At 62.6% G+C, this 23,787-nt stretch carries 19 protein-coding genes and 1 tRNA gene; 11 read left to right on the top strand and 9 right to left on the bottom strand.

The window, feature by feature from the left end:
- Window positions 1-14 precede the first annotated feature (14 nt).
- Entirely contained in the window at window positions 15-917 is a 903-nt protein-coding gene (locus DDQ68_RS07870) for a histone deacetylase family protein (protein WP_109658362.1), read from the bottom strand.
- A 946-nt stretch (window positions 918-1,863) separates the two neighbouring features.
- Between DDQ68_RS07870 and DDQ68_RS23780 the strand changes: the two genes are divergently transcribed.
- From DDQ68_RS23780 to DDQ68_RS07860, 4 genes are all read left to right on the top strand, one after another.
- Window positions 1,864-2,283 carry a hypothetical protein gene (locus DDQ68_RS23780; protein WP_245897373.1) on the top strand — a complete coding sequence of 140 codons (420 nt, stop codon included), beginning with the start codon at window positions 1,864-1,866 and terminating at the stop codon, window positions 2,281-2,283.
- Window positions 2,284-2,415, top strand: a complete 132-nt coding sequence (locus DDQ68_RS24255) for a hypothetical protein (protein ID WP_281271097.1) — start codon at window positions 2,284-2,286, stop codon at window positions 2,413-2,415.
- 6 nt (window positions 2,416-2,421) lie between these two features.
- Window positions 2,422-3,390: a TROVE domain-containing protein gene (locus tag DDQ68_RS23775; protein WP_245897372.1), complete on the top strand. Its 969-nt coding sequence runs from the start codon at window positions 2,422-2,424 to the stop codon at window positions 3,388-3,390.
- 1,117 nt (window positions 3,391-4,507) lie between these two features.
- Window positions 4,508-5,908: an RtcB family protein gene (locus tag DDQ68_RS07860; protein ID WP_109655802.1), complete on the top strand. Its 1,401-nt coding sequence runs from the start codon at window positions 4,508-4,510 to the stop codon at window positions 5,906-5,908.
- A 203-nt stretch (window positions 5,909-6,111) separates the two neighbouring features.
- Here DDQ68_RS07860 and DDQ68_RS07855 read toward each other — a convergent pair whose 3' ends face one another.
- Window positions 6,112-6,645, bottom strand: a complete 534-nt coding sequence (locus tag DDQ68_RS07855) for an MOSC domain-containing protein (protein ID WP_109655801.1) — start codon at window positions 6,643-6,645, stop codon at window positions 6,112-6,114.
- Window positions 6,646-6,833: 188 nt separating this feature from the next.
- On the opposite strand from DDQ68_RS07855, the gene DDQ68_RS07850 reads away from it, so the two are divergent.
- A complete protein-coding gene (locus DDQ68_RS07850; RefSeq protein ID WP_109655800.1) occupies window positions 6,834-7,499 on the top strand; it encodes a Dps family protein in 666 nt (221 codons plus the stop codon).
- A 50-nt stretch (window positions 7,500-7,549) separates the two neighbouring features.
- Here DDQ68_RS07850 and DDQ68_RS24250 read toward each other — a convergent pair whose 3' ends face one another.
- Together DDQ68_RS24250 and DDQ68_RS23770 are read right to left on the bottom strand one after the other, a co-directional pair.
- A complete protein-coding gene (locus DDQ68_RS24250; protein WP_342767449.1) occupies window positions 7,550-7,717 on the bottom strand; it encodes a hypothetical protein in 168 nt (55 codons plus the stop codon).
- 32 nt (window positions 7,718-7,749) lie between these two features.
- A complete protein-coding gene (locus DDQ68_RS23770) occupies window positions 7,750-7,818 on the bottom strand; it encodes a low affinity iron permease family protein (protein WP_245897430.1) in 69 nt (22 codons plus the stop codon).
- Between the two features lie 398 nt (window positions 7,819-8,216).
- On the opposite strand from DDQ68_RS23770, the gene DDQ68_RS07840 reads away from it, so the two are divergent.
- Window positions 8,217-8,298: transfer RNA gene (locus DDQ68_RS07840), tRNA-Leu, on the top strand.
- 58 nt (window positions 8,299-8,356) lie between these two features.
- On the opposite strand, the gene DDQ68_RS07835 is transcribed toward DDQ68_RS07840, so the two are convergent.
- The 4 genes from DDQ68_RS07835 to DDQ68_RS07815 all read right to left on the bottom strand — a co-directional run bounded on the left by DDQ68_RS07835 (window position 8,357) and on the right by DDQ68_RS07815 (window position 15,903).
- Window positions 8,357-10,060 (bottom strand): NFACT RNA binding domain-containing protein, encoded by a 1,704-nt coding sequence (locus DDQ68_RS07835; protein WP_109655799.1) that lies wholly within the window; start codon window positions 10,058-10,060, stop codon window positions 8,357-8,359.
- Between the two features lie 711 nt (window positions 10,061-10,771).
- A complete protein-coding gene (locus DDQ68_RS07825) occupies window positions 10,772-11,539 on the bottom strand; it encodes an MBL fold metallo-hydrolase (RefSeq protein WP_109658361.1) in 768 nt (255 codons plus the stop codon).
- A 198-nt stretch (window positions 11,540-11,737) separates the two neighbouring features.
- Window positions 11,738-12,124 carry a response regulator gene (locus tag DDQ68_RS07820; RefSeq protein ID WP_070741117.1) on the bottom strand — a complete coding sequence of 129 codons (387 nt, stop codon included), beginning with the start codon at window positions 12,122-12,124 and terminating at the stop codon, window positions 11,738-11,740.
- 44 nt (window positions 12,125-12,168) lie between these two features.
- Window positions 12,169-15,903, bottom strand: coding sequence for a PAS domain S-box protein (locus DDQ68_RS07815; protein WP_245897371.1), 3,735 nt, complete (start codon window positions 15,901-15,903; stop codon window positions 12,169-12,171).
- Window positions 15,904-15,982: 79 nt separating this feature from the next.
- On the opposite strand from DDQ68_RS07815, the gene DDQ68_RS07810 reads away from it, so the two are divergent.
- From DDQ68_RS07810 to miaA, 3 genes are all read left to right on the top strand, one after another.
- The gene (locus DDQ68_RS07810; RefSeq protein ID WP_109655796.1) at window positions 15,983-17,161 is read left to right on the top strand and encodes a glycosyltransferase; all 1,179 of its coding nucleotides are present in this window, start codon (window positions 15,983-15,985) and stop codon (window positions 17,159-17,161) included.
- Window positions 17,162-17,332: 171 nt separating this feature from the next.
- The gene (locus tag DDQ68_RS07805) at window positions 17,333-19,021 is read left to right on the top strand and encodes an amidase (protein WP_109655795.1); all 1,689 of its coding nucleotides are present in this window, start codon (window positions 17,333-17,335) and stop codon (window positions 19,019-19,021) included.
- A 3-nt stretch (window positions 19,022-19,024) separates the two neighbouring features.
- A complete protein-coding gene (gene miaA / locus DDQ68_RS07800) occupies window positions 19,025-19,963 on the top strand; it encodes a tRNA (adenosine(37)-N6)-dimethylallyltransferase MiaA (protein ID WP_245897370.1) in 939 nt (312 codons plus the stop codon).
- A gap of 74 nt (window positions 19,964-20,037) precedes the next feature.
- Here the strand turns inward: miaA and pfkA are convergent, their stop codons facing one another.
- Entirely contained in the window at window positions 20,038-21,009 is a 972-nt protein-coding gene (gene pfkA, locus DDQ68_RS07795; protein ID WP_109655794.1) for a 6-phosphofructokinase, read from the bottom strand.
- A gap of 232 nt (window positions 21,010-21,241) precedes the next feature.
- Here pfkA and DDQ68_RS07790 point away from each other — a divergent pair, with 232 nt between their 5' ends.
- Both DDQ68_RS07790 and DDQ68_RS07785 read left to right on the top strand, forming a co-directional pair.
- A complete protein-coding gene (locus tag DDQ68_RS07790) occupies window positions 21,242-21,688 on the top strand; it encodes a tellurite resistance TerB family protein (protein WP_109655793.1) in 447 nt (148 codons plus the stop codon).
- A gap of 1,012 nt (window positions 21,689-22,700) precedes the next feature.
- Window positions 22,701-23,783, top strand: coding sequence for an efflux RND transporter periplasmic adaptor subunit (locus tag DDQ68_RS07785; protein WP_109658359.1), 1,083 nt, complete (start codon window positions 22,701-22,703; stop codon window positions 23,781-23,783).
- The last annotated feature ends 4 nt before the right edge of the window (window positions 23,784-23,787 follow it).

The raw sequence follows: 23,787 nt of genomic DNA, 5'->3' as shown, positions 1-23,787 counted from the left end.
TAGATAACGCCCGTTTAGGGCCAAAAGTTGAACGCTACCCGAAACGTGTTGCAGTGCGCGTCCACGATGTCGGCCAGCCGCTCGGAGTAGCCGCCGCCCATGCTCACGGCCACCGGCAGGGCCCGGGCGCGGCACAGGCCCAGCACCAGCGCGTCGCGCTGCTGGCAGCCAGCGGGCGTGAGGGCCAGCTTGCCCAGCTTGTCGGTGGCCAGCACATCTACCCCCGCCTGGTAAAAGATAAAGTCCGGCCGCACGCGGTCCACCAGGGGCCCCAGTGTGGCTTCCAGCGTGCGCAGATACTCCGCGTCCCCCGTGCCCAACGCCAGCGCAATATCCAGGTCCGACTGCTCCTTACGCAGCGGGTAGTTGGCCCCGGCGTGCATCGAAAACGTAAATACCCGCGGCTCGTCGCGGAAAATGGCGGCTGTGCCGTCGCCCTGATGCACATCCAAATCCACGATTAAAATTTGCCGCGCCAGCCCGTGCGCCAGCAGGTGCGCGGCAGCAATGGCCTGGTCGTTGAGCACGCAAAACCCCTCGCCGCGGTCGGCAAACGCGTGGTGGGTGCCGCCGGCCAGGTTCAGGCCGATGCCGGTTTTTAGGGCCCCCAGCGCCGATTGCAGCGTGCCTGCGCTGCTGCTGAGCGAGCGGCGCACCAGCTGCGGGCTCTGCGGCAGCCCCAGGTTGCGCACCTCCCGGGCCGAAAGCTGCAAATCGCGCACCCGGTGCCAGTAGGCGGCGGTGTGCACCCGCAGCACGTCGTCCTCCGCGCATAGCCCCGGCTCGTAAAAATCCTCCGGCGCGGCCACGCCCTGCCACAGCAGCTGCTCCCGAATCAGGGCGTACTTGGCGATGGGGAAGCGGTGCCCGGCGGGCAAATCCAGCGTGTAGTGGTCGGAAGTAGCAAGGCGCGGCATACGCGGCAGGTACTGCAAAACCGCCCCGGATGTTTTTCAGGCGGGTGTTATTTGGCTTTGGGGCCCCGGTAGCGGGGGCCATTGCCCTTTGGGGCCCCCGCGTTTTCCCGCCGGCCCCCTGTCATGCTGACGAAGTAAGCATCCTTCCCCGTTGCACTCGTCGCGCAGTAGGGTGCGGGGCTTGCCCCCGCCCGTCGTTGCACGCTTCGAGCCTAGACCGTGCAACGACGGGCGGGGGCAAGCCCCGCACCCTACCCCGTTTTTGTAAACTACGCCAGCAGCGTAATCATAGCTTGGTAAGATGTTTCCTTCTTCAGCATGACACAGAATTGTTGTTTGAATAATTATTGCAGGATTAATTAATCCTCTAATCCTTAATTAATCCTGCAATAATTAGTTGCGTAATTAAAATTAATCCTCAACCTGTGTCGTACTAAAAAGCAAACAATTATGTACCGCTACCTGAAATTCACCAGTAATTCGGATAAGACGCAGCCAGAATGGCTGTCTCTGCTCGGTACGTTTGCCTGATTTTAGCCTCCGCTGAAATCCGACACTGCCCGAGCCCATAACGCTCGGGTTTTTTGTTTAGTGGCCCTTTCCTAGCCAGTTGCCAATCCGCTCCGTGCCGTTCATTCCCACCCTGCTTTCCAGCAAACAGCCCAAATGCCGCCCCAGCCGCGGCCAGCGGGACCGGCGCGGCCGTGCTTTCTTACTGCGTAAAATACCCCGATAAATTCGGCTTGTATTGCGTACCTAACGAAAGCCCGGTCCCCCAAAGCCGGATTTTTTCGTGGCCTTACTGCACAAATAAAAACACGTTTTTATTTGTCTGGAATAACTATGTATAATTGAAATTAATAATTAGTAAATCGAATTAAATTGGCCTGATTAATTATTGCCAAAATCCGAGCTCTACTTCTTCCACCCATTCAATTCCCACCAGATGCGCTTCAACTTCTTCTTCCGTACCACCGCCGCCCTCACCACTAACCACGAGGGGGCCCCCGCTTTTGCCCTCACGCCGCAGCTGGAATTGTACGCTGCCGTGGCCACCGCCGCGCTCAGCGACCAGTTCTATGAAGCCGCCGATGCCCGCTTGCTGCGCTTGCGTACGCTGGTGGCCAAAAACGAGCCCCGGTTCGTGGCGCAGCTGGCGGTGTACGCCCGCGAGCAATTGCACTTGCGCTCGGTGCCCCTGGTGCTGGCCGTGGAGCTGGCCCGCGTGCACAACGGCGGTAACACCGTGGTGTGCCTCGTGGCCCGCGTGGTGGCCCGGGTCGACGAAATTACCGAATTGCTGGCCTACTACGCCGCGGCCAACGCGCGCACCGGCCGCAAAACCCTGGGCCGCCCCTCCAAGTAAATGCAGCGCGGCCTGGCCGAAGCCTTCAACTGTTTCGACGCCTACCAGCTGGCTAAGTACGACCGGGCCGGGGCCGTGCGCCTGCGCGACGCGTTGTTTCTGGTGCACCCCAGCGCCAAAAATGCCGCCTAGCAAGCCGTGTTCGACCAGCCGGTGCGCGGCGAGTTGCCTACGCCCTACATCTGGGAAACCGAGCTGTTGGCCGTCGGCCAGCAAGCCTTCGCTACCGAAGCCGACCGGCAAATGGCCGTTCGCACCGCCTGGGAAACGCTCGTGGGTAGTGGCAAGCTGGGCTACATGGCCTTGCTGCGCAACCTGCGCAACTTGCTCGAAGCCAACGTGTCGGCCGCGACCATGGCGCAGGTGTGCGCCACCTTGGCCGATGGGCGAGCCGTGGCGCGCAGCCAGCAGCTGCCCCTGCGCTTCCTGGCCGCCTACCGCGAGGTGAAGGCGGTGCCCAGCGGCCACACCGCCGCGGTGCTGGGGGCCCTGGAGGCCGCCATTGCCCACAGCGCGGCCAACCTGCGCGGCCTCGGCCCCGAAACCCGCGTACTGGTGGCCTGCGACGTGTCCAGCTCCATGCAAAAGCCTATTTCGCCGCGCAGCAAAGTCCTGCTCTACGACGTGAGCCTCGTGCTGGGCATGTCGCTCCAGAGCCGCTGCCAAAACGTGGTCACCGGCATGTTCGGTGATACGTGGAAGCGGGTGGCGCTGCCCCGGGGCCCCGTGCTCCGCAACGTGGAGGAGTTCTACCGCCGCGAGGATGAAGTGGGCTACGGTACCAACGGCTACCTGGTGGTGCAGAACCTGCGCCAGCGCCGCGAGGTGCAGGACAAAGTGATGATTTTCACCGACGTTCAGCTCTGGAACAGCCAGTGGAACAGCAGCTCACTGGCCCAGGAATGGGCCCTGTACCGCCGCACCGTGGCCCCCCAAGCCCGCCTCTACCTCTTCGACCTGGCTGGCCTCGGCACGGCCCCGCTCGAAGTGCGCGCCGAAGACGGCGTGGCCCTCATCGCCGGCTGGTCCGACAAGGTGTTCGACGTGCTGGGGCCCCTGGAAAACGGCGACTCGGCCCTCGCCGAAATCCAAAAAATCGATTTTTAAACCCTTTAACAACAGCGGCCGGGCAATAAAGCGGAACCCCCGGCCGCCGCGGCGCAAGGTGCCGTAGGCGGGCCCTGCTTCGCGGGTGCTGGGATGGCCGCTGCGGCGGCGGGAGTTCGGGTCTCCTCATCCTATAGGCCCGCCGTCCGTCGCCCTTGCTATTGACTTATAGCAGTTTTCAGATCAGTGCGCAAGGACTGTAAAACGGAGTGGTACTCTGTTTTCGTGCGAACGTCCAACGGAGTACCATTCCGTTTTATAGCACTGGTACACCGGCTCGAAAACTGCTCCAAGCAGGTCCCGGGAACGACCTTTCAACCGTTTAAGCGGCCCCCGTTCCCGGATCAGGGTCCCCATACCAGGAACCTTTCTTGCTCGTTATGACCTTATAATAATTCCATTGGGAAGACGGCTGCGCATTTTGGCGTAGTCGCCGACCGGGGCGGCGCCACCGAGTGGCCCGCCCCAACTTGGCCAACTCCGCTTGGTTCAGGTGCCGTAGGTGGGCGTTACTTCGCTGGCTGTTCCCGGTGCTGCCCTTGTGGCCGCGTTGCGGGTTCGATTCCCGTCCCCTGGCTTCGGCCGCGGGAGAAAATACGCGCCTACCGACCGTTGCCCTGAATTTCGGAGACGGCTGAGCATTACATGTTTCTGGGTGGGTGCCGTAGCCGGGCCTTTCTTCGCTCCAAACTGGGCGCGGTCGCGGGTTCGACCCCCGAAGTGCTGCCGCGAGGCAGGGCGCTTGCGCAACGGTAGGGCCGCGCCAGCTGGCCGGGCGACTGTTGCCCCAGCTGGAAACAATTGCTGAATACCGGATGCCGTAGGCTGGCGTTCCTTCGACCTGTCCCGTCGCCATTTGGCCTCACGCCAGCCGCTTATTGCTCCGTTTTTTGTAGCCACCATGGACCGGTGCCGTAGCACCGCCTTACTTCGATTCATTAGGTCGCGGGTTCGAATCCTGCCCGCTGGCGTGCCAGCGGTAGCTCAGTTTGGTAGAGCAAATGTTAACCGGCGGCGCGCCTCTTTGCCCGGCCCGTTTTGGCTAATTTTTTTACTGTTCATCAACGCCGGGGCTCCAATTCGTACGGTCCCGCTTCGCGTGCAACTTTACTCTTTTATGGCTTCTCAACTACGCGGCAATGATTTGCGGCAGCTCGGGTTTCCCGAGGGCCGGGCCATTGGCCTGGCGCTGGCGCAGCTCCAACGCAAAGAACACAAGCGCCTCACCCAAGCCGAGCAGCTCGCGCTGCTTGGCCGGGTACTGGCCAATCCCACCACTTTCCTGGCCGACCTGGCCTGGAGCCACACCGCCGCGGCGCTGCTGCCGGCTCCCTCGCGCCACATTGCCCTGGCCGAGCGCAAGCCCTACGCCACGTTCGGGGCCGACTACATCGAGGCCGGCGCCATTCACCAGATGGAAACGGCCATGAAGCTGCCCGTCACCCTCGCCGGGGCCCTCATGCCCGACGCCCACTACGGCTACGGCCTGCCCATCGGCGGCGTGCTGGCTACGGACAACGCCGTGATTCCCTACGCCGTGGGCGTGGACATTAGCTGCCGGATGGCGCTGTCGGTGTTCGACCTGCCGGCCAAATTTCTCGCCCAGCGCACGCAGGAGGTAGGCAAGCTTTTGCTGGATAATACCCGGTTCGGCTCGGGCCGGGCCTGGGAGCGGGGCCAGCGCCTCGACCACGCCGTGCTCGCTGACGACGCCTTCCGGGCCGTGCCGTTCCTGAAAAACAAGCTTGATAAAGCCGCCGAACAGCTCGGCACCTCGGGCTCGGGCAACCACTTCGTGGAGTTCGGCCTGGTCGACATCACCGACCCGGCCAACGACCTTGGCCTGCCCGTGGGCCAGTACGTGGGCCTGCTCTCGCACTCCGGCTCGCGGGGCCTGGGCGCTAGCACCGCCAACCACTATACGGCCCTGGCGATGGAGCAGTGCATGTTGCCCGCCGAAGCCAAGCACCTCGCCTGGCTGGGCCTCGACACCGAAACCGGCCAGGAATACTGGGCCGCCATGAACCTGGCCGGGGACTACGCCTCGGCCTGCCACAACCAGATTTACCGGTGCCTAGCCAAAGCTCTGGTTGATAAGCCGTTGGCGAAAGTGGAAAACCACCACAACTTCGCCTGGCGTGAAACCCTGGCCGACGGCCGCGCCGCCGTGGTGCACCGCAAGGGCGCCACGCCGGCCGGGGCGGGCGTGCTCGGCATCATCCCCGGCTCGATGACGGCCCCCGGCTTCATCGTGCGGGGGCGGGGCGCGGCGGCCTCGCTGGCCTCCGCCTCGCACGGGGCCGGCCGGCTCATGTCGCGCACCCGCGCCAAGGCCGAGCTAGGCGAAGCCGAAGTGCGCCAGCACCTGGCCGCCTACGGCGTAACCCTGCACGGCGGCGGCCTCGACGAAGCCCCGATGGCCTACAAAAACATCCACCAAGTAATGGCCAGCCAACTCGACCTAGTGGACGTGCTCGGCTCGTTCACGCCCAAAATCGTGCGGATGGACGGGGCATAATTTGCGCTGCTAGATACCGTGAAGTGGTTTGTGAAAAGAAGTAGGGTGCGGGGCTTGCCCCCGCCCGTCGTTCGCACCGTTTCTACGATTCCGTGCAGCGGCGGGCGGGGGTAAGCCCCGCACCCTACTTCGTTAATATTAGCAACGAAACCGGGCCCCGGCGCATTGTGCGTCGGGGCCCGGTTTCGTTATTACCGGATTCGTTATTCAGCCGCTAGCTCGGGCGTGACCACCTGCACCGCATCGCCCACCCGGATGGTGCCGCCGCGGGCAATGTGGGCCGTGAGGCCGCCGTGGCCGCGCATGGCGTTGTAGCCGCCGGGGCCTAGCTCTTCTTCCATGCGCGAGCAGGGGTGGCACTCGCCGGTGATGTCGAGCAGTACCTCGTCGCCGATTTGAATTTGGCGGTTCTTGAGGGCCAGTAGGTTGAGGCCGCTCACCACCAGGTTGCGGCGCAGGCGGGCGGGGTCCAGGGGCACCGGCAGGCCCAGGAAGCCGGCCACCGCGGGCAAGTGCTCGGCCTGAATTAGGGTGATTTGGCGCTTGCCGCCGGCTTTGGGGCGGGCATGGTCGCCGGCCAGGTGGGCGTCGGTGAGGACTTCTGCCTCAGGCACGCTCAGCAGCGGCTGGCGGCGGGCCGGGCGCTGGCCAATCCAGGCCAGGCGGCCGGTTTGGGGCAGGGTGGCAAGCAGGCGCGCCACGGTGGATTTATCGTCGCCGAAAAAGGGGAAAGGCATGAAGTTTTAAAACCAGGAAAAAGGAAAGTTGTGCCCGCACGGCGGTTGCGCCAGGGGGGCCTAAAAATGCAGGGCCAGAAACTACACAAATATACCCGCGGCCTTAACCCAGACTCTGTACTTACGTATGGGAAGCAGGCTGTTCTAGTGGCCTGCTTTCCTAAAAAATCTTCTTAATCTCTTGTTCTATGGCCGCTCCTGCCAAAACTAAACTCGCTGCTCCTAAAAAAGCCGCCAAAGACGTGACTACCTCGGTGGCCATTGCCAAAGGCCCGAACAAAAACATCAACGTTCAGCCCATCCTCAACCAGCAAATCAACGCCCCGGCCGTCACCCAGAAGTTCGGCACTGTGAGCCAGCGCCTGCCCATCGGCCTGGCCGACAACGTGCGCCTTGAAAGCGTGCGGATGCTGAACCAGCTGCTGGCCGATACCATGACGCTGCGCGACCTGTACAAGAAAAGCCACTGGCAGGTAACGGGCCCCACTTTTTACCAGCTGCACTTGTTGTTCGACAAGCACTTCGAGAAGCAATCAAAGCTGGTGGATACCATCGCCGAGCGTATCCAAATCCTGGGTGGTGTAGCCATTGCTATGGCGCACGATGTGGCTGAAAATACCCTTATCCCGCGCCCCCCGCGCGACCGTGAAGAGGCCCCGGTGCAGATTTCGCGCTTGCTGGAAGCTCACCAGATCATCCTCCAGGAGTGTCACGAAATCGCCAAGAAAGCCGATGATTCGGGCGACGATGGCACTAACGACTTGGCCGTGAGCAACGTGATGCGCACCAACGAACTGCAAGTATGGTTCGTGTCCGAGCACCTTGTGGACACGCCTTTGGTGCACGCCCGCTAGGCTGCGCACAATTCGTAGAAAGGCGGCCCTCGGTACGGGGGGCCGCCTTTTTATTTGCCGTCGCGCAGAGCAGCCAGTCTTCCCTCGTGGTTCTCATCAGCCCCCTCCACCGAGTGGGTTTGGCCGAGGTCGGTGCCCTGCTTGGCTCTTCCGGCCAGCAGGTAATAAAACTGGTGCAGCACCCTAATTTCCTCTTCCGATAAATCCTGGGCATTGATCGTGCGGTTGCTGGCGCCCTGGGTGGCCGCAATTAGCTAGTTGAGCTTGAGTGCAACACCAGCGAATCCTTATTCTGGGCCCGCTGGATGAGGAATACCATCAAAAACGTGACGATGGTGGTGCCCGTGTTGATGACCAGTGCCGGGTTTCGGAGTACTTGAACAGGGCCCCGTGGCTGCCCACAGCGCCACCACGCCCACTGAGCCGATAAAAGCCGCCGTCGAACCCGAGAAGCGGGTGATGCTTTCGGCCAGGCGGCCAAAAAAAGAACTGGGTTTGGCAGGGGGCAAGTTGGCAGCCATGCAGCAGAAAATGAGCGTGAAAAGGCGTGAAGACGGGGAGTTTTTGCCTCGCAAAAGGTGAAGCGAGGCTCTGGTACAAGCAAAAAAAGCCGTTCATCGTTGCGGGGGCCGGCCCGCCACCCTATCTTTGCACCCGCTTCGCCGCCTCAGCGGAGCCGGTTTCGGCCGAAGTTGTCCGGTTCAGTGCCCCAAGTTTGCGCACGTGGTGAAACTGGTAGACACGCCATCTTGAGGGGGTGGTGCCTTCGGGTGTGGGAGTTCGAATCTCCCCGCGCGCACTGAACAAAAAAAGCCCGCTGCAAAGCGGGCTTTTTTTACGGCCGCTAGGGCCCCTAGCTACCGCTCCTGGGCCTCGAAGGGGTTGGCGGGCACCACCAGCAGCACCTGCTCGCGCTCCACAATAACTTGCCCGGGCCGGGCCCCCTTGGGCTTGCGCACGAACTTTTTGGGCGTAACGGTGACCGGGCACAGCGAATCGTTTTGGCGGCGCGAGTACCAGGCGGCCAGTTGGGCGGCGTGCTCCAGTACCGGCGCGGGCACGGGCTGGCCGGCGCGGTGGCGCACCACCACGTGCGAGCCGCTCACATCCTTGGCGTGCAGCCAGTAGTCGTCCTTGTGGGCGTATTTCTGGGTCAGCAGGTCGTTATTAGCCGCGTTGCGGCCCACCAGAATAGTAAAGCCCCGGTCTTCGAATACCTTGAACGGCAGCTCCGTGGGGCCCTTGCCGGCGGCCGCGGCGGGCTCCAGGCCGTGCTGCTTACGCCAGGTGCGGAAGGCGCGCAGTTCGGCCAGCGCGGGCTGGGTGTCCAGCTCCTCCAGCCGCTCCAAGGCCCCGAAGGCCTCCGTTTCGCGCCGCTCGATGCGCTGGCTGAGCTGGCGTTCCTCAATCTGCTGGTTTTTGGCCTTGCGGTAGAGGTTTTCGGCGGTGCGCTGGGGCTTTTCGCCGGTTTTGAGCTTGATGAGGCGTGGCTGGTTGGTGTAATAATCCAGTAGCTCCACCTCGGCCGCGCCCGTTGGAATCTCGTGTAAGTGCGCCATGATGAGGTCGGCGGCGTGGCGGTAGCCGGCCTCGTGGGCCAGGGCGTGCAGACGCTGGCGGGCGTGGGCGGCGCCGGTGGTGGCCTCGTCGGCGCGGCGCGTGAGGGCCTGGCGCACCTGCTTGGTTTCGGTTTCGAGGGCCCGGCGGGACAGCGCCATGGGCACGAAGCGCCGCAGGGCCCCCACGGGGTCGGTGCCGGGCAGCGTCTCCAGGATTTCGCCCAGCGGCAGCAGGCTCAGCCGCGTGCGGCCGTCGAGGCGGATGAGGTAGTAGTAGGCCGGGGTTTCGAGTTGCGCCAGCACTTGGTTCACCAGACGCGGCCGGGTTTCGGCCGGGGCCCCATCGTAGCCGTGGGCGCGCAGATAGCGGGCCGGCAGGTCGGCCAGTGCGGGCGGCAGCTTCGCCTTTGTCTGAACCACAGATTTATCGGATTCAGCGGATTGGTCGGATTTTGGGGACGGCGCAGGTGGGCCGCTGTTAGCCGGGCTCGGCGGGGCGGGGCGGGTATCTGCCGCAGTTGGGGCCCCAGGGGCGGGGCTGACAACTGCCGTTGCCGGGGCCCCCGGCGTGGGCAGTGGGTGCAGGTCCGCATCGGCCAGAAGGCGCTGCTGAAACAGTTGGGCCGGGGCGTCGGGGGTGAGGCGGAAAATGGCGTTCGGCCGCGGGCCGTAGAGCTTGAACACCAGCCGGGCCCCGCTGCGGAAGTTCACTTGCAGCACCCGGTCCTGGGGCCAGGCGGCCACGGTTTCCACCTGCTCGCCCAGTAGCTCGGGGAACAAATCGACGGAGTTGGTGCGGGCGCGCTGGAAGGTTTCGGGCAGGGCCAGGGCCGGGAACGTGGCCCCGAGCTGCGCCTTCAGCCAAAACTCGCGCCCGCCATCCGTCAGCCCAATCACCAGCTCGTCCTTTTCCTGCGAAAAACAGCTGGCTACCCGGTAGCCCCGCAGCTGGGCAGTGAGGGCCGGGGCCAACTGGCGCAGGAAGTAATAGTTGGTGTGCACGGTGCGCTGAGGAGGCCGTGAAGCTACGTAGCCGAAGCTACCTTGGCTCCAGCCTCAATAACTCTGTCAGAAACGGCCGCGATTTATTAGCTTCCTCTTTGAGCTTTATTAACAGAGAAAACCAGGCAACGGTTGGCGGTATAAAGTAAAACAGGTACAATAAGCTGTTTGTGCCGGTACTCAGCCATTCTTTAGCGATGCCCAGGCCGGCCATAATCGTGGCCAGTATCAATGCACCAGCGACTACCACGGAAGCCACCGGTTGCGGACGATACTCTAAAAATATTGGGCGGTGGTCCAAAGCGAGATGATTTCGGTATTTCACTCAATTTATGATGTCTGAATATTCGTCTTTCCAGCTTTCCTGACGTGTTTTTAAGCTGACTTAATTAACAAACTAAAGGTCCGGTATCATCCTGCTTTGGACCACCGCCAAATATTGTGTTTCCTTGACTACTTACAGCTGCCTCCACATGACCTCTGATTGGTGGAGGCTGCGCGTGGCGAATACGTAAAATAGTATACGTTCGATTAGAAACGAATCAGCGCCCATTACGCCTTGAAAAGGCTGGGCAGGATTTACTTCAAAAGTGTCGCGCCAGCTATCGTTCGGCGTGGTAAGTGTGCTGTTCTGCACACAGCGCAGCACTTCGGCCGGAGTTAGCGGTGAAAGAAACTGCTCACTAAAAAACGGGTAAAATCTCACGGTTGCTATACCTCCACTTTTAGCCCGTCGTACGCCAGCCGAATCCAGTCGGGCAGCTCGGCTTCGACGGCCAAGTGGCGGCCCAGCTGGTGGCTGATGTGGGTGAGATAGGCGCGCCGGGGCCGCAGTTCTTCCAGAATGGCCACGGCCTCGGCCAGGGTGAAGTGCGACACGTGCTGCTCGCGCCGCAGCGCGTTCAGCACAATGACGTCGGCGCCCTGCATCAGGGCCCTGGTTTCGGCGGGCAGGTGGTTGGCGTCGGTGAGGTAGCAGAAGCCGCCGATGCGGAAGCCCAGCACGGGCAGCTTGTGGTGGCGGGCCCGCAAAGGCTGCACCGCCACGCCGTGCACGTCAAACGGCGCGTCGTCGGCCATAATGGGGTGCAGGCTGACCTGAGGCACGCCGGGGTACTTGTGCTCAGCAAACACGTAGGCAAACTCCTTTTTCAGCTGCTCCAACACGCGGGGCTCGCCAAAAATGGGGATTTCATGCTGCTGGCGGAAGTTGAAGGCGCGGACGTCGTCGAGGCCCGCGGTGTGGTCCTTGTGCTCGTGGGTGAAGAGCAGCGCGTCGAGCTGCGTAATGCGGGCGCGCAGCATCTGCTGCCGGAAATCGGGGCCCGTGTCCACCACCAGGCTGCGGCCGTCCACGGCCACGTGCACGGCCGTGCGCAGGCGCTGGTCGCGGTGGTCGAGCGAGCGGCACACGGGGCACGTGCACCCAATAATGGGTACGCCCGACGAGGTGCCGGTGCCAAGAAAAGTAATCGTCACGGTGCGGTGAATTGGGGGCTCGGGCTCGGCAAACGGTGGGCCCCTGTCCTCGTGGCGCCAGGGGCCCACCGTTCACAATTGTTGGTTTCAAATTAATAAATTATAAATAAACGGGTAGTTGCATTTCGCCTAGATGAGAACGCAGGCAAGGTATTCGTTTATTTATAATTTATAATTTAAAATTCATACTATAAAATACTAGCTCACGTACTGTTTCACCACGCGTACCAGGGCGTCGAAATCCAGCGGCTTGGGCAAGTAGTCGGTTACGCCGGCTTCGCGGAACTGCTCCATGGAGTAGTTGTTGGCGTTGCCGGTAATGGCGATGACCGGCAGTTGGTTGATGGCCGGGTCGGGGTGGCGGCGGATGACGCGGGTGCACTCCATGCCGTCCATCACGGGGATGTTAATGTCCATCAACACGCAGTCTACCGGGTTGGCTTCCAGTTGCTTAATTACTTCGCCGCCGTTGCGGGCCAGCACAATTTTGTATTTTTGTAGCTCTAATATTTTGCGGGTCAGGTTGAGAATGACGGAGCTGTCTTCGGCGATGAGCACAGTTTTCGTGCTGGTTTCGGGGGGCATGGCAGGCGGGGCAAAGAGAGTGAAAAACAAAAACCAAGGCGGCGTTAGCCGGAAGCAGCGTCGGCGGGCAGGGCCAGTGCCGACGCGTAAGCTTCCGTAAACGCTACAAAGTAATGCTGCAACACGAGAAAATTATCTTTTACATCGGCGGCGGGGTTCGCCTTGAGTTGGATTTCGAGCACCCGGGCCTGCGCCGCGAGGGCCACCGCGCCCACAGTGGCGGCCGTGCCCTTGAGCTGGTGCAGGGGCGAGAGCAGCGCCGTGCCGTTGGTTTCGTTGGCAGTTTTGGCTAGCGGGGCGGCCTCGGCCAGCAGCTGCCCGGCCTCCTCCTCAAACTCGCGGTACAGGTCGGCCGCAAACTCGGGGCCGCCCAGCTCCTGTAGCTGTTGCAGCACGGCCACGTCGAGCACCGGTTCCAAGCTGGCGGCCGGCGCAGCCACCACGGGCGCGGCCACCGGCGCGGCGGGTACAGGCCCGGCAGCGGGCTCTGCTACGGCTTCGGGGGCCACCGTAGGGGCCGGGGCGGCCAGCAGGGCCAGGGGCCCGGGGGGCTCGGCGACGGCACGGGTGCGGCGGGCGGGGCGGGGCCGCACCCAGCGGTGCAGCACCTCGTGCAGGCGCTGGGTTTTCACGGGCTTGCCCACGTAGTCGTCCATGCCCTGGCGCATGAAGCGGCTGGCGTCTTCCTGCATCGAGTAGGCCGTCATGGCCACCACAGGCGGGCAGCCGGTGCCCAGGCGTGCCCGGATCTCGCGGGTGGCCGTAATGCCGTCCATGTCGGGCATCTGGATGTCCATGAAAATCAGGTCGTAGTTGGCCCCCAGCGCCGTAGCCCGGGCAATGGCGTCGGGGCCGTCGATGGCCACGTCCACCACGCAGCCCAGCTTGTGCAGCAGGCGCTGGCCCACTTTCTGGTTGATGGGGTTGTCGTCGACGAGTAGGATGTGGGGCGGGGTGAGGAACGCCTGCACGGGGCCCTCGGCGGCGGGCAGCAGCACGGGCAGGTCTTCGAACTGGGCCTGGCGGCAGCGGATGGTGAACCAGAACACGCTGCCCTGGCCGGTGTCGGAGAATACGCCGATCTCACCGCCCAGCAGCTCGGACAGCTGGCGGCTGATGGCTAGCCCCAGCCCCGTGCCGCCGTAGGTTTTGCTGGAGGTGGTGTCGAGCTGGGTGAAGTTGGTGAAGAGCCGCGAAGCGTCGTCGGACGAAATGCCGATGCCCGAGTCCTGCACTGCGAAGCGTACGGTGTGGTAGTCACCGTCGGTAGCCACCGACGACACCACCACGCTCACCGTGCCCTCGTTGGTAAACTTGAGGGCGTTGGCCACCAGGTTGGAGAGGATTTGCAGCAGCCGCACCTCGTCCGTCACGATGAAGCGCGGCGTGTGGGGCGTGATGTGGTAGGTGAAGACGAGGCGCTTCTGCTCGGCCCGGTACAGAAACAGCGAGCGGATACGCTCCAGCACGGCCTTCAGCTCCAGGGCCCCTTCCTGCAAGCGCATCTTGCCGGCCTGGATCTTGCTCAGGTCGAGGATGTCGTTGAGGATGGTGAGCAGCGCGTCGCTGCTCTTGCGCAGCGTATCCACGTACTCGCGCTGCTCGTCGGTGTTCACCGTCTGGTTCAGCAGGTCAATCATGCCGATGATGCCGTTCATGGGCGTGCGCAATTCGTGGCTCATGTTGGCCAGGAACTGCGTTTTGGCCTCCAGGGCGGCCTCGGCCGTGTTTTTGGCCAGGCGCAGGTCGTCCTGCATCTGGTGCAGCTCCGTCACGTCGCGGGCAATGCCCTCGCTGCCGGGGGCCCCCTGCACAGCCCGGCGGGCGTTGATGAGCACGCTTACGGGGTGGCCGGCGCGGTGGCGCATGGCAGTTTCGAAGTTGCGCAGGCCGCCGGTGTGCTCCACCAAGCTGGCCAGGCGGTCGGTGGTAGTGGCTTCGTAGTAGAAATCCTGCACCGGGCGGCCCAGCACCTCGTGGGGCTCGTAGCCCAGCACGTCGTACACCGAGGGGCTGACGATGGTGAGTAAGCCCGCCTCGTCGGTGCGGTAGTACACGTCCTGAAACGACTCGAAAATGGAGCGAAACTTCTCTTCCTGGGCCTCCAGAGCCAACTGGGCCCGCTTCTGCTCGGTGATGTCGTGGGCGATGGCCGAAATCTCCTCAAACGAGCCGTCGCCGAGGTAAATCGGGTTCAGGTGCACCTCAATCCAGAGGTCGCGGCCGCGCAGGTCGCGCAGGCGCACCTCAAAGCGCTGGGGCTGCCCGGTTTCGGCCAGCTGGTAGTATTGCGTAAAGATCGAGCGGGGCTCGTCGTCCATGCGGGCCAGGTCGGCCACGCGCAGGTCGAGGCCGCGGGTGGCCGGGGCCCCGTTGCGGCGCAGGAAGTAGGCCCCGTAGTTGCGGTTGAACGAGGCCAGGCGGCCGCGCCCGTCCACGGTCCACATCAGGTGCGAGCCGCTCTCAAAAATGGCGTTCAGGCGCGCGTTCTGGCGCTGGATCTGCTCCTCGTTGCGCTTGCGCTCGATGGCCAGCGCCACCTGGTTCGAGATGAAGTGGAGCACGTCCAGGTCGCCGGGCGCGTAAGCGTCGGGGCGGTGGTAGTCCTGAACGACCAGCACCCCGATGATGCGCTCGCCCACGCTCAGGGGCGAGGCCAGCATCACCTCTGGCATCAGCCCGAAGGACGTGATGGTGCCGTCCTGCACTAGCTGCTGCATTTCGGCGCGGGTGATGTAGCGCGGCTGTCCGCCGCGGATGACGTATTCCGAGATGCCCGACGAGAACGGCCGCGGGGCGTGGGCCCGGGGCTGGGGGTGCTGGTCGACGTAATAAGCAAACTGCAGCTCGGTGCGGGCGTCGTCGCAGAGGGCAATGAACAGGTTGCTGGTTTCGATGATCTTGCTCAGCTCGCGGTGGATGGCCCCGTAGAGGGCGGCCAAATTCTTGGCGCTGATGGCCAGGTTGGCGATGCTGTAGTACACCTTTTGCAGGCGCTCGGCCTTGATGCGGTCGGTGATGTCGTGCAGGATGGCGTGGCCGCTCACCGGCTGGCCGGGTTCGCGCACGGCGCTTAGGCTGCCGATGAGGTGCACCGGCTTGCCGGTGCTGGTGAGGAATACCGTTTCGATTTTGTTCACCGGCTCGCCCTCGTACAGGTTGCGCAGCTGGTAGAGCAGCTTGGCCTTGTAGTAGGGGTGCACTACGTCGGTGAGGGAGTGGTGGGCCAGGTCGGCGTCGGTGTAGCCGAGCTTTTCCTTCCAGGCCTTGTTCACGAAGAGCAGGTTGTTATCGGCGCTCAGGTGCATCACCAGGTCCTGGGCGTTGTCAAGAAACTCCTGTAAGTGCGAGCCGTCGTGGCCGGCCAGCGCGATCGGGGAGGCGCTGCGGTCGGCAATTTCCTGGCCCGCCAGCCACAGGCCCGTTATCTGGCCGCTGGCGTCGCGGGCAAAACCACCCTGCCAGCGCAGCAGGCGCACGTAGCCGGCGCGTGTCAGCACGGCGCACTCCAGGCCGTTGTCGAGGCGTTCGCGCTGCACGAAGTCCTGGTGGGCCTGCTCGCGGGCGGCGCGTTCGCTGGGCGGCACAAACAGGCGGTAAAACGAGCGCCCCAGCACCTGCGCCCGCTCGTAGCCGGTGAGAGCCAGGAACGTCGCGTTCACGTCCACCACCAGCCCCTGCCGGTCGGCCAGTACATACGATTGCCCCAATTGATCGAATAGCGCGGGCAACGGGGGAACGACGGGCGTGGGCGGCGGAACCGTGTGGGAAGGCGACATAAACACGAACGAATAAAAACAGGGTCCCGCGTGGCACAGCCCACGCAGACGTAAGTTTGGCCAAATTACCACCAAAAACATGATGCCGCCGGGAAAAAATCAGTTGCCGCCGCGGCGGCCTCCCGCCGGGCCCCGGCTGCTCTTCGCCGCCACCACTGATTTAGTGCACGACCAGCGCATGCAGCGCATCTGTGGTAGCCTGCAAGCGGCTGGCTACCAGGTAGAATTGGTAGGATGGGCGCGGCCCGCCTCGGGGGCCCTGCCGGCCCAAAGCTACCGCCAGCACCGCCTGCGCGGCTGGTTCCAAACGGGTAAGCTGTTCTATCTCGAATACAACCTGCGCCTGCTGCTGCACCTGCTGCGCCGGCGCGCCGATGCCTGGTGCGCCGTCGACCTTGACACGGCCCTGCCCATGTGGCTGCGCGCTCGCCTGGGCGGCCAGCCGCTGGTGTACGACGCTCACGAGCTGTTCACCGAAACGCCCGAAGTGGTGGGCCGGCCCGCCGTGCAGCGCACCTGGCGCTGGGTGGAGGGCTTCGTGGTGCCCCGCGCCCGGCTGGCCTACACCGTGGGCCCGGCCCTGGCGCGGGTGTTTGAGGCGCGCCACGGCCGGCCGTTTGCCGTGGTGCGCAACGCCAGCCGCCCGGGGCCCCCAGTTGCAGCGGCGGCGGCAGCGGCGCCCGGGGGGGGCGGCGGCTACGTCCTCTATCAGGGCGTACTGAACGTGGGCCGCGGCCTGGAAGCCCTGCTCGACGCCATGCCGCAGGTGTGCGGCCGCCTGGTGCTGTGCGGCGAGGGCGACTGCTCGGCCGCGCTGCGGGCCCGGGCGGCGGGCCTAGGGCTGCTGGCCTCGGGGCAGGTGGAGTTTCGGGGCTACGTGCGGCCCGACGCGCTGCGGGCCGTCACGGCCCAGGCGGCGGTGGGGGTGATGCTGCTCGAAAACCGTGGCCTTAGCTATTACTACTCGTTGGCCAACAAGTTCTTCGACTACGTGCACGCCGGCATTCCGCAGGTGCTCATCGACTTCCCCGAGTACCGGGCCCTGAACGATACCTACGACGTGGCCGACCTCGTGGCCGATCTCGACCCCGGAGCCCTGGCCGCGGCCCTCAACCGCCTGCTGCCCGGCGGCGACGCCGCCCGCGCCCAGCAGCTGGCCGCCAACTGCCGCCGCGCCGCCCCGCACCTGAGCTGGGAGCGCGAGGAAAAAGTGCTGGTGGGCTTGTACGCCGGCTTGTTCAGGGCCCCGGGAATGTAGCGCGGACTCTGCACACCCGCAGCTCTCGCGTCGTCCTGCCGGTAATCGTTTGGCGACCGTTCAGCCGCGCAGACCTGCAACCAAAGGTCAGCGTAACTAAACTCTGTGCAACAGGGCGCGCTACGGGCAAACTATCCTAGCTTTGCCCGTAGCACTTGCCATTGATTTCATATGCTGAAAAAACTACTGCCTGCCTTACTGCTGGGCGCCGCTGGCTTTGGCGCCGGGGCCCTGGTGGCCCGCCCTACCGCCGCCGAACCCGTGACCGTGCCGCTGCTGCGCGCCGCCCAGGAACTGCTGGGCCTGCACTTCACCGATGCCCAGCTTGACTCGGCCAAGGGCGCCATCGGGCGCAACCGCAGCAGCTACGACGCGCTGCGCAAAATCAACCTGCCCAACGCCGTGGCCCCCGCGCTCGTGTTCGACCCCGTGCCGCTGCGCCTGCGCCTGGCCGCGCCCGCCGGCAAGCCGGGCCCCGACCGGATGGCGCCCATCGGCAAAGTAAAGCTGCCCGCTAACCGCGACGATCTGGCCTTTTACACCGTGCGGCAACTGGGCGAGCTGCTGCGCACCAAGCAGGTATCGTCGGTAGAGCTGACGGAGTTTTTCCTGGCGCGGCTGCGCAAATATTCGCCGCAACTGCTGTGCGTTATCACCCTCACCGAGGAGCTGGCCATGCAGCAGGCCCGCGCCGCCGACGCTGAAATCAAGGCCGGCCGCTACCGGGGCCCCCTGCACGGCGTACCCTTCGGCGTGAAGGATTTATTCAGTACTAAAACCTATAAAACCACCTGGGGCTCGGTGCCTTACAAAGACCAACTGCTGGACGAGGACGCCGCCGTGGTGACGCGCCTGCGCGACGCCGGGGCCGTGCTGGTGGCCAAGTTTACGCTGGGCGAGCTGGCGATGGGCGACGTGTGGTTTGGCGGCCAAACCCGCTCGCCGTGGGACCTTAAGCAGGGTTCCAGCGGCTCGTCGGCGGGCTCGGCCTCGGCCGTGGCTGCGGGGCTCGTACCCTTTGCGCTGGGCACCGAAACGCTGGGCTCCATCGTGAGCCCTAGCACGGCCTGCGGCACTACCGGCCTGCGCCCCACCTTCGGGCAGGTGAGCCGCGCCGGCGCTATGGCCCTGAGTTGGAGCATGGATAAAGTAGGGCCCCTGGCCCGTTCGGCCGAGGATTGCGCGCTGGTATTCCGGGCCATTCAGGGCGAAGACCCGCGCGACGTGGCCACGCTGCTGCGCCCACGCGCCGCCGCCGATTTCCGCTGCGCCTTCGATACCGATGTGAAAAAAATGCGCGTGGGCTACCTCAAGGCCGATTTTGAATCGCCGTACCCTTCGCAGGGTACCGATAAGGCCACGCTCGACGCGCTGCGCAAGCTGGGCGTCGAGCTGGTGCCGCTCGACCTGCACAACCTGCCCGCCGGTGAGCTGGCCTTCGTGCTCAGCGCCGAGGGCGCGGCGGCGTTCGACGACCTCACCCGCTCGGGCCGCGACGCGCTGCTGGTGAACCAAGGCCGCAACGCCTGGCCCACCACGTTCCGGGCCGCCCGCTTCGTGCCGGCCGTGGAGTACCTCCAGGCCCAGCGCGCCCGCCGCGTGCTGATAGAAGACGTGGACAAGCACCTGCTGGGCCTCGACGCCTACGTGGGCCCCTCGTTCAACAGCCCCAGCCTGGTCATCACCAATCTTACCGGCCACCCGGCCGTGGTAGTGCCCAATGGCATGCGCCCCAACGGCTTGCCCGCCACTATCACCTTCACCGGGCAGCTTTACGGCGAGGCCAAGCTGCTGGCCCTAGCCAAGGCCTACCAGGACGCCACCGACTTCGACGAGAAACACCCACCGCTGAATTTTTAAGGTTTGCCCGACGTCCCGACCGACTTACTGCCCCCGGAAATCCTGGCCCAATTAGGGCCCCGGCCCGACGACCGGCGCCCGGTGCTGCTCGTCGTGGCCGGGCCCACGGCGGTGGGCAAAACTGCCTTGTGTGTGCGGCTGGCCCAACACTTCGGTACCGAAATCGTGTCGGCCGACTCGCGCCAGTTTTTCCGCGAGATGTGCATCGGTACGGCCAAGCCCACACCCGCCGAGATGCAGGGCGTACCGCACCATTTCGTTGACAGCCATAGCATTGCCGAAGAATACAGCGCCGGCCGGTTCGCCGCCGATGCGCTGGCCAAGCTCGACGAGCTATTCCGGACGCACCCCGTGGTCATCCTCACCGGCGGCTCGGGACTGTACGTGCAGGCCGTAACCGACGGCCTCGACGAGCTGCCCGGCGTGCTGCCCGAGGTGCGCGCCCAGCTGCAAGCCGAGTTGGCCACGCACGGCCTGGGGCCCTTGGTGGCCGAGCTGGCCGCCACCGATTCCGTGGCCCATGCCCGCATCGACCCGCAAAACCCCCAGCGCGTGCTCCGGGCCCTGGAAATCACCCGCGGCACGGGCCGGCCGTTTTCGAGCTACCATACCCAGGACACCGCGGCGCGCGACGCGGCGCGGCCCTTCCGGGTCGTCAAAGTTGCCCTCACCCGCGAACGGGACGTGCTATACGAACGCATCAATCAGCGCGTAGAAAATATGCTGGCTGAAGGCTTGCTTGATGAAGTACGGGCCCTGCTGCCCCAGCGCGACTGGCCCGCCCTGCAAACTGTAGGCTACCAGGAAATCTTCGGTTTCCTCGCCGGGGAGTATGATTGGGCCGAGGCCGTGCGCCTGCTTCAGCGCAACACGCGCCGCTACGCCAAGCGCCAGCTCACGTGGCTACGCCGCGATGCGGCCTACCAATGGGTAAATGTTTGAATGGGTGAATGTTTGAATGAGCAATGGCATTCTTCTATTCTCCCACTCAAACACCCACTCAAACACCCACTCACTTATGTGCTCAGGATTTCCACCATGCGCATAAAGCTCTGGTTGATAGGTTTCTTCTTGCTGATGGTGTCGATGAAAGGCGTGTAGACCAGCTTGCGGTCGATGATGCCGGCCATCACGTTGCGCATGCCGTTCATGAGGCCCTCGACGGCGGCAATGCCGATTTGCGAGCCCAGCAGGCGGTCGGCGGCCGTGGGCGAGCCCCCGCGTTGGATGTGGCCGATGACGGTCACGCGGGTGTCGAGCTGCGGGATGGCGGCCTTGATGTGGGCCGCGACGTGGTGGGCGTTGCCTTCCACGTCGCCCTCGGCCACAATGACGATGAACGAGGTTTTGTGGCGCTGCCAACCGCTGCGCAGCGTTTCGATGGCCGCCTCCACGCTCATCTGCGTTTCGGGCACCATCACGATTTCGGCCCCGCCGCCGATGGCGCACGGAATGGCGATGTAGCCCGAATCACGGCCCATCACTTCGATGAAAAAGCAGCGGTCGTGCGAGTCGGCCGTGTCGCGGATCTTGTCCACGCATTCCAGGGCCGTATTCACGGCCGTGTCGTAGCCGATGGTGTAATCCGTGCCGTAGAGGTCGTTGTCAATGGTGCCTGGGGCCCCCACGGTGGGGATGCCAAACTCCTCCTCAAAAATCATGGCCCCGGCGAAGGTGCCGTTGCCACCGATGGCTACCAAACCCTCGATACCGTTGTTAACAAGTTGGTCGAACGCTTGTTGGCGGCCTTCCTTGCTGCGGAAAGAGTGGCTGCGGGCCGACTTGAGGATGGTGCCGCCCTTCTGCACGGTGTTCGACACAGAGGCCGAGTCCAGTTTCACAAATTCGCCCCGGATCATGCCCGAATAGCCGCGCATGATGCCGTACACTTCGATGCCGTGGTACGTGGCCGTGCGCACCACCGCCCGGATGGCCGCATTCATGCCCGGTGCGTCGCCGCCGCTCGTAAAGACTCCAATTCGTTTCATGGTAATTCAAAAAATCCAATTTTGCGCCGTTTTCAGTGCAAACCGCGCAAAGGTGAGGTTTTCGGCGGAACAAACCTAGTTTTTTGCCGTTAGCAACCCCATCCGGTTTAGGTGTGTCGTTCCATGGATTCTGCCAAAAGAGATATAAAATTCCGGTAAATTTCTGTAACTTACCGTCGACTACCACCAAAGGCTGCTTCCCACCCGCGTCCTACCCTTAATTCATCGTCCCATGTTTGGTTTTTTTGAAAATGAGCAGGCCAAAAAAATCAAAGGCCACCTTTGCAACCTCGCGGCCTTGGCTAAAGCCGACGGCCACATCGACGAACGCGAGATGAATTTCATCATCACCGTAGGCAAAAAAAATGGAATGGGGGCCACCGAGGTGCGCAAAATTGTGGCCGGCAACACCAATTGCCTCTCCGACCTACCCAACACCGACTCGGAGCGATTCGACCAGATTTATGACCTTGTGGACATGATGCTGTCCGACGGGATTGTGGACGAGAACGAGATGGATTTCTGTATCATGATGGCCGAGAAGCTGGGCTTCCGCAATGCAATAGTGGGTGTGCTGGTTCGCAAAATATCGCAGGGCGTGAAGGACGGCCTACCCGAAGACCGCATCAAAGAGGAGAGCTTGAGCTTTTTGAATTACAACGATCTACCCGCTCGCTAGGCGCGCCACAGCTAAATGGGAAGCTTGGTTTGCACCGGCCATTAATTGGCCGGTGCAAACCAAGCTTTTTTGTGGAGTAAGCTGGCTATTTTAAGTAATATAATGTGCTGCCCTGCCGCCGCAATGACCCTAGCGCAGGGCAAGCCACTTAGGGGAATGGTGGACGTTCCACCTTTGACAAAAAAACTGTGCCTGAGCTACTTCGGCAAGCGGATGCTGGCTTTCTTAGCCAGCCGACGGGTTGACCCGCCGCCGTTTATTTTTCCTGACGAGAATCGGTCGGCCGGCTGAAAAAGCCGGCGAACTGGCAGCAACCAGGCTGTACACCAAACCGGAAACCGCGCTAAAGAACGGCTTGCCCAGTAGTGGGGCCCCAACGAGGCCTTGCCAAGGCAACGAACAGCCACGCTTGCTCCCGGGGCCCTAGCCTGGTTCCCAAGCCAGGCCAGTCAACGAAGGCACAACCTCTGGTTAACGCCCGTTTGCCAAGCTATTTGCCACCTCGGGCAACGTTGTGGAAGACTGCCGCAGGCGTTGGCTTAAACCAAACCCTAAATCCAGGCTTAACGCTGAAACGAGCCATAGTGCGCTTCAGGGCATTGTTTTCTTGATCAGTCTGCAGCGCTTCATGTGTTTTTAATACAGTCAGGCTTGCTTTGTATTACCTACCACGCCGATGGCAGCCCTATATCGTTGGCGTATTCCCATGGATTAGCTCTCACAGATTTTGATTAAGACCAGCGTTTTAGCTGGCATTCAGCGACTAGTAGCCGCTGGAAAAAAACTGATTGCGAAGCATGTAAAAACATCTATTTGGGTATTTTCATCGAGTAGATGGAATGCGTTTTTTCAGTAACGACAGCTGTCGTTGCTGAGAATCCAGCGCTCGCAAACCAGGTGTTGCCCACGCAACGGCTTTTAGCGCAATGGCTGGCCTCCAACGTGCCGCACACTTCTCCACCCCCACACCTTCCGGGATTATCAGCCGTTTACTATGGTATTTAATGATTTTATGAAAAGATTATTCATGCTTATGAGCTTGGGGGTGTTGTACTGCACCACAAGCTGTTCTAGCAAACCAGAAGAAAAAGAAGAGCAAATCAAGTTGTTGACCACCAGCCCACTGGCTACGGATACGACTATTACCAAGGAGTATGTGGCCCAGATCCACGCCTACCAGCATATTGAGTTGCGGGCCCTGGAAAAAGGCTATTTACAGAAAATATTCGTCGATGAGGGCCAGGCCGTGACCAAGGGACAGCCCATGTTCCAGATTATGCCGCTGGTGTACCAAGCCGACTTGCAAAAGTCGCAGGCCGAGGCCAACTACGTAAACATCGAATACAAGAACACGAAGAGCCTGGCCGACAGCAACATTGTGTCGAAGAACGAGTTAGCCCTGTCCAAGGCCAAGCTCAACAAGGCCCGGGCCGACGTTTCCCTGGCCCAAACCCACCTGCAATTCACGTCCATTAAAGCGCCCTTTAACGGCATTATGGACCACTTCCAAGGCCGGTTGGGCAGCGTGGTGAACGAGGGCGACCTGCTGACGACGCTTTCCGACAACAGCAAAATGTGGGTTTACTTCAACGTGCCCGAGGCCGAATACCTGGCTTACAAAGAGCAGGCCAAGGCTGATAACGTGGTGAATGTGAAGCTGCTGATGGCCAACAACGAGGTATTCAAATACCCCGGCGTAGTGAAGACCATCGAGGCCGACTTCAACAACGAAACCGGCAATATTGCCTTCCGGGCCACCTTCCCCAACCCCGGCGGGCTGCTGCGCAACGGCGAAACCGGCAGCATCCTCATGACGGTGCCGCTCAAGCACGTGCTGCTCATTCCGCAGAAAGCCACGTTCGAAATTCTGGAGAAGAAATACGTGTACGTGGTCGACAAAAACAACGTGGTGCATCAGCGGGAAATAAATATCGCGTCTGAAATGCCCGACCTGTACGTCATTAAATCCGGTATATCCAGCCAGGACAAGATACTGCTGGAGGGCCTGCGTAAGGTGAAGGACGGCGATAAGATAAGCTACACATACAAGGACCCGAAGACGGTTATCTCGCACCTGAAGGTGTACAGCGAGTAGGGGT

This window comes from Hymenobacter nivis (assembly GCF_003149515.1).
Taxonomy (GTDB): Bacteria; Bacteroidota; Bacteroidia; order Cytophagales; family Hymenobacteraceae; genus Hymenobacter; species Hymenobacter nivis.
This window is presented reverse-complemented; position numbering and strand designations above follow the sequence as displayed.

Coding starts and splice junctions, on each gene's coding strand:
- DDQ68_RS07815 (WP_245897371.1), bottom strand. CDS start 15,903: ATGTCGCCTTCCCACACGGTTCCGCCGCCCACGCCCGTCGTTCCCCCG.
- DDQ68_RS07820 (WP_070741117.1), bottom strand. CDS start 12,124: ATGCCCCCCGAAACCAGCACGAAAACTGTGCTCATCGCCGAAGACAGC.
- DDQ68_RS07790 (WP_109655793.1), top strand. CDS start 21,242: ATGTTTGGTTTTTTTGAAAATGAGCAGGCCAAAAAAATCAAAGGCCAC.
- DDQ68_RS07810 (WP_109655796.1), top strand. CDS start 15,983: ATGATGCCGCCGGGAAAAAATCAGTTGCCGCCGCGGCGGCCTCCCGCC.
- pfkA (WP_109655794.1), bottom strand. CDS start 21,009: ATGAAACGAATTGGAGTCTTTACGAGCGGCGGCGACGCACCGGGCATG.
- DDQ68_RS23780 (WP_245897373.1), top strand. CDS start 1,864: ATGCGCTTCAACTTCTTCTTCCGTACCACCGCCGCCCTCACCACTAAC.
- DDQ68_RS07850 (WP_109655800.1), top strand. CDS start 6,834: ATGGCCGCTCCTGCCAAAACTAAACTCGCTGCTCCTAAAAAAGCCGCC.
- DDQ68_RS07805 (WP_109655795.1), top strand. CDS start 17,333: ATGCTGAAAAAACTACTGCCTGCCTTACTGCTGGGCGCCGCTGGCTTT.
- DDQ68_RS24255 (WP_281271097.1), top strand. CDS start 2,284: ATGCAGCGCGGCCTGGCCGAAGCCTTCAACTGTTTCGACGCCTACCAG.
- DDQ68_RS07785 (WP_109658359.1), top strand. CDS start 22,701: ATGAAAAGATTATTCATGCTTATGAGCTTGGGGGTGTTGTACTGCACC.
- DDQ68_RS07860 (WP_109655802.1), top strand. CDS start 4,508: ATGGCTTCTCAACTACGCGGCAATGATTTGCGGCAGCTCGGGTTTCCC.
- DDQ68_RS07870 (WP_109658362.1), bottom strand. CDS start 917: ATGCCGCGCCTTGCTACTTCCGACCACTACACGCTGGATTTGCCCGCC.
- DDQ68_RS07855 (WP_109655801.1), bottom strand. CDS start 6,645: ATGCCTTTCCCCTTTTTCGGCGACGATAAATCCACCGTGGCGCGCCTG.